Source organism: Endozoicomonas sp. ALE010 (genome assembly GCF_049310165.1).
Classification (GTDB): domain Bacteria; phylum Pseudomonadota; class Gammaproteobacteria; order Pseudomonadales; family Endozoicomonadaceae; genus Endozoicomonas.
This window is the reverse complement of sequence record NZ_JBLYNV010000130.1, coordinates 1-4,846: the sequence shown is the minus strand read 5'-3', so window position 1 is coordinate 4,846 and position 4,846 is coordinate 1. Positions and strand designations below refer to the sequence as shown.

General features: G+C 54.6%; 2 protein-coding genes. Both read left to right on the top strand.

Translation table 11 applies throughout. The features are described 5' to 3' along the window. Positions 1 to 1,545: hypothetical protein (locus ACO6UY_RS23890; RefSeq protein WP_422491534.1), on the top strand; the 1,545-nt coding region annotated here is incomplete at its 5' end. Between the two features lie 486 nt (positions 1,546 to 2,031). After that, positions 2,032 to 4,846 (top strand): hypothetical protein (locus ACO6UY_RS23885; RefSeq protein WP_422463856.1); only part of this gene is annotated, 2,815 nt, incomplete at its 3' end.

Here is a 4,846-nt window from a genome sequence, read left to right as displayed (position 1 = left end):
GGGCAGGTTACCTATGGAGGATCGGTTGCCAACACCACGGCGGTGAACAGCACGGTCGAAACCTTGGGTGAAGGTGCATTCGCAAGCATCGGGGGAGGGGCGGTTTTCGATCAAGGAACGGTTGCCTGCACCACGGCGGTGGACAGCACGGTCGAAACCTCGGGTAAAAATGCACACGTCGGCATTGGGGTAGGGCAGGTTACCGATGGAGGAAAGGTTGCCAACACCACGGCGGTGAACAGCAGGGCCGAAACCTCGGGTGAACGTGCATGCGCAGGCATCGGGGGGGGAGCGGTTTACGATCAAGGAACGGTTGCCTGCACCACGACGGTGGACAGCACGGTCGAAACCTCGGGTAAATATGCACACGCAGGCATTGGGGTAGGGCAGGTTACCAATGGAGCAACGGTCGCCAACACCACGGCGGTGAACAGCAGGGCCGAAACCTCGGGTGAACGTGCATGCGCAGGTATCGGGGGAGGGGCGGTTTACGATCAAGGAACGGTTGCCTGCACCACGGCGGTGGACAGCACGATCGAAACCTCGGGTAAATATGCACACGCAGGCATTGGGGTAGGGCAGGTTACCAATGGAGCAACGGTCGCCAACACCACGGTGGTGAACAGCACGGTCGAAACCTCGGGTGAAGTTGCATGCGCCGGCATCGGGGTGGGCCTGGTTCACAATGGAGGAAAGGTTGGCAACACCACGGCGGTGGGCAGCAAGGTCGAAACCTCGGGTAAATATGCATACGCCGGCATCGGGGGAGGGCTGGTTTCCAATGGAGGAACGGTTGCCAACACCACGGCGGTGAACAGCACGGTCGAAACCTCGGGTAAATATGCATACGCCGGCATCGAAGGAGGGGAGGTTCGTGATGGAGGAAAGGTTACCAACACCACGGCGGTGAATAGCTATGTCATCATGAAAAAGAATTTTGGACCTGAATCCAATGAGCAGCTTCTTTGCCAAAAAGCTGACCCACGCGTGTTAACAGCCAATTGCGCTTTTGGACAGGAATCCAATGAGCAGCTTCTTTGCCAAAAAGCTGACCCTCGTGTGTTAACAGCCAATTGCGCTTCGGGAACTGAATTTCTGGATGCGTTGGATTTTTCGTACGGTGATGTTTGCCCGGTAAATGCCGCTACAGTGTCAACAACCGCTTCGGCGTCAACTGCCGCGACAGAGTCAACCGCGGCGGCGTCAGCAGCCGCCATAGTGTCAACAGACGCTAGAGTATCAACAGCCGCTACAGCATCAACAGCCGCTACAGCATCAACAGCCGCTACAGCATCAACAGCCGTTACAGCGCTCATTACCACAGGTACACTTGTGGCAGCGGGCGGATTGGCGATTGTCGGCTATTCAACCTATCAATGGATTAACGGTTACCGGCACGGGTTGCGTGGTAAGGAGCTGGCGAAGAAACCCCTGACTCGTGGTAAAGAACTGGCTAGCGCTGCGGTCAACTCGGTATCACATGGTTGTCAGGGAATCAGAGAACGAATGAACAGGCAGAGAGTTCCTGCACTCAGCAGCGTATGAAATGAACCAGGTACTGACTGACAGAGTAACTGAGCTGGACAAACGTTGGTAACCTATTTATTCAAACAGTCCCCTGTATTGGAGCATTTAAAAAAGGCGACCGTCACTGAACAGTCGTCTTTTTATAGTACCAGAATGTCAGAACGATCAGGTTGCTGCTGATTCTTCCTGTTTTCCCTCTACAGAGTTCATCAATCTGTTCCGCTTAGGCGCTGTCACAAACATAGGGCAACCATCGCATTACGCTTCCGGAACCGCTTTCAGGGTAGCCACCAGCAGATCCCAGAACCTGGCAACGCTCTGGATATGGACTTTCTCATCCGTAGAGTGCGGGAAGCGGATGGTTAGGCCACGTGAAGTCAGTTTTTTGTATTAAGAAAAAAACATAACCCGGGAACTTTTACATCACTGGATGGATCAATGATGCCAAGTATTTTTTGTACATATTTCCAATGTACTTTTATGCAACATCATCGAGGCTTGTTTATGATTCAACAACCCATTCAGCAACCCATTCAGCAACCAATTTATGACAGCGCTTCCCAATGTTCAGGGAATGGCGTCGAACATTCCTGGCTCGGCCATGGTGTTGCTGTTGCTAAAGCATTTGTGAAATCATTGATTCCGATGGAAGATCCTCGCTTCAGTATTAATCCCGATAAAGCACTGGAAGGTATTGGGCGACTGGCCACGGCAACTATCGTGCCGTTGAGTCCCATGCTTTTCATAGCGAAAGATATTGCCGATGCCTGGTTCGGTAGCTGTGTGCCCGGTCCGGATGTCAAACCGGAATTACCACAGACATCAAAAGCAACCGGGGAAGAGGCTCAGGAAAAAGAACCCGGCCTGCAAGACGTACCCCTTCAACAGCCATCTGCAGCCCGCTATCAAGGGAGTCAGGGAACCAGAGGACTGCTGGCACTTGGCACGCTGGCCAGCTTTTTTCAGTATGCCAATTCGAATGACAGTGCCGATTGTCCACAACCCATAAAGATGCCCATAAAGATTAATGATACGAAAACCCTGGACAAGATTGGTCGAGATCCCTGCTATCCAATGAACGGTATATACCAACAGACGGCGGATATTGTTGTCACTCAAGACTTTCAATCCATTGGCAATGATACCGATCCATTCACCGGGCAGTACGATGGGCAGTGCCGTACCATCAGCGACCTGCCGGACTGTTTTGTTGCCACTCTGAAAGGCCGCATCAGTGACCTTCACTTGACTGGTGCCAATATAATAAATTCCACAAAGGTGACTGGGTTAGCAGCCTGTGTTGTTGAAATTAATGGCACAGTCAGTGGTGTCCGGGCCAAAAATGCTCATGTTTCCACCTTGGGTGACAAAGCTTACGCCGGCATTGGGGGAGGGGAGGTTAAAGGAACGGTTGCCAACATCACGGCGGTGGACAGCGCGGTGGAAACCTCGGGTGAACGTGGATACGCCGGCATCGGGGGGGGGATAGTTCACGATGGAGGAATGGTTGCCAACACCACGGCGGTGGACAGCACGGTCAAAACCAACAAGGGTCAATCTGCACACGCCGGCATTGGAGTGGGGGTGGTTGCCCCTGGAGCAACGGTTGCCAACACCACGGCGGTGAAAAGCACGGTCGAAACCTTGGGTCTTTATGCACGCGCCGGCATCGGGGGGGGGGTGATTGATGGAAATGTTGCCAACACCAGGGCGGTGAACAGCACGGTCAAAACCTCGGGTACTTATGCGCACGCCGGCATTGGAGGGGGGTGGGTTGACACTGTAGGAACGGTTGCCAACACCAGGGCGGTGAACAGCACGGTCAAAACCTCGGGTACTGATGCATACGCCGGCATCGGGGGAGGGCAGGTTTCCGGAAATGCAACGGTGGTTGCCAACACCACGGCAGTGGACAACAGCACGGTCGAAACCTCGGGTAAATCAGCATCCGCCGGCATCGGGGTGGGGGCGGTTTTCGATCAAGGAAAGGTTGCCAACACCACGGCGGTGAACAGCACGGTCGAAACCTCGAGTACTGATGCAAACGCCGGCATCGGGGTGGGGGCGGTTTACGATCAAGGAAAGGTTGCCAACACCACGGCGGTGAACAGCATGGTCAAAACCTCGCGTGAAAAAGCATGCGCCGGCATCGGGGGAGGGCAGGTTTCCGGAACTGCAACGGTTGCCAACACCACGGCAGTGGACAGCACGGTCGAAACCTCGGGTGAAAATGCATACGCCGGCATCGGGGGAGGGTGGGTTTACAAAAATGCAAAGGTTGCCAACATCAGGGCGGTGAACAGCACCGTCAAAACCTTGGGTAAACGTGGATTCGCCGGCATCGGGGGGGGGACGATTGATGGAAAGGTTGCCGACACCAGGGCGGTGAACAGCACGGTCAAAACCTCGGGTGAACGTGGATACGCCGGCATTGGAGTGGGGTGGGTTGACCAAGAAGGAACGGTTGCCAACACCAAGGCGGTGAACAGCACGGTCGAAACCTCGGGTAAATCAGCATTAGCCGGCATCGGGGGGGGGATGGTTTCCAGAAATGCAAAGGTTGTCAACACCACGGCGGTGAACAGCACGGTCAAAACCTCGCGTGAAAAAGCATACGCCGGCATCGGGGGAGGGCAGGTTTCCGGAACTGCAACGGTTGCCAACACCACGGCAGTGGACAGCACGGTCGAAACCTCGGGTGAAAATGCATACGCCGGCATCGGGGCGGGGGCGGTTTACGATCAAGGAACGGTTGCCTGCACCACGGCGGTGGACAGCACGGTCAAAACCTCGGGTAATTCTGCATACGCCGGCATCGGGGTAGGGCAGGTTGCCCATAACGCAACGGTTGCCAACACCACGGCAGTGAACAGCACGGTCGAAACCTCGGGTGAAGGTGCATACGCCGACATCGGGGCAGGGAAGTTTGCCAATAACGAAAAGGTTTCCAACACCATGGCGGTGAATAGCTATGTCATCATGAAAAAGGATTTTGGACCTGAATCCAATGAGCAGCTTCTTTGCCAAAAAGCTGACCCACGTGTTTTAACAGCCAATTGCGCTTTGGGACCTGAATCCAATGAGCAGCTTCTTTGCCAAAAAGCTGACCCACGCGTGTTAACAGCCAATTGCGCTTCGGGAACTGAATTTCCGGATGCGTTGGATTTTTCGTACGGTGATGTTTGCCCGGTAAATGCCGCTAGAGTGTCAACAACCGCTTCGGCGTCGACGGCCACTACAGAGTCAACAGCGGCGGCGTTAGCAGCCGCCACAGTGTCAGCAGACGCTACAGCATCAACAGCCGCTACGGCGATCATTA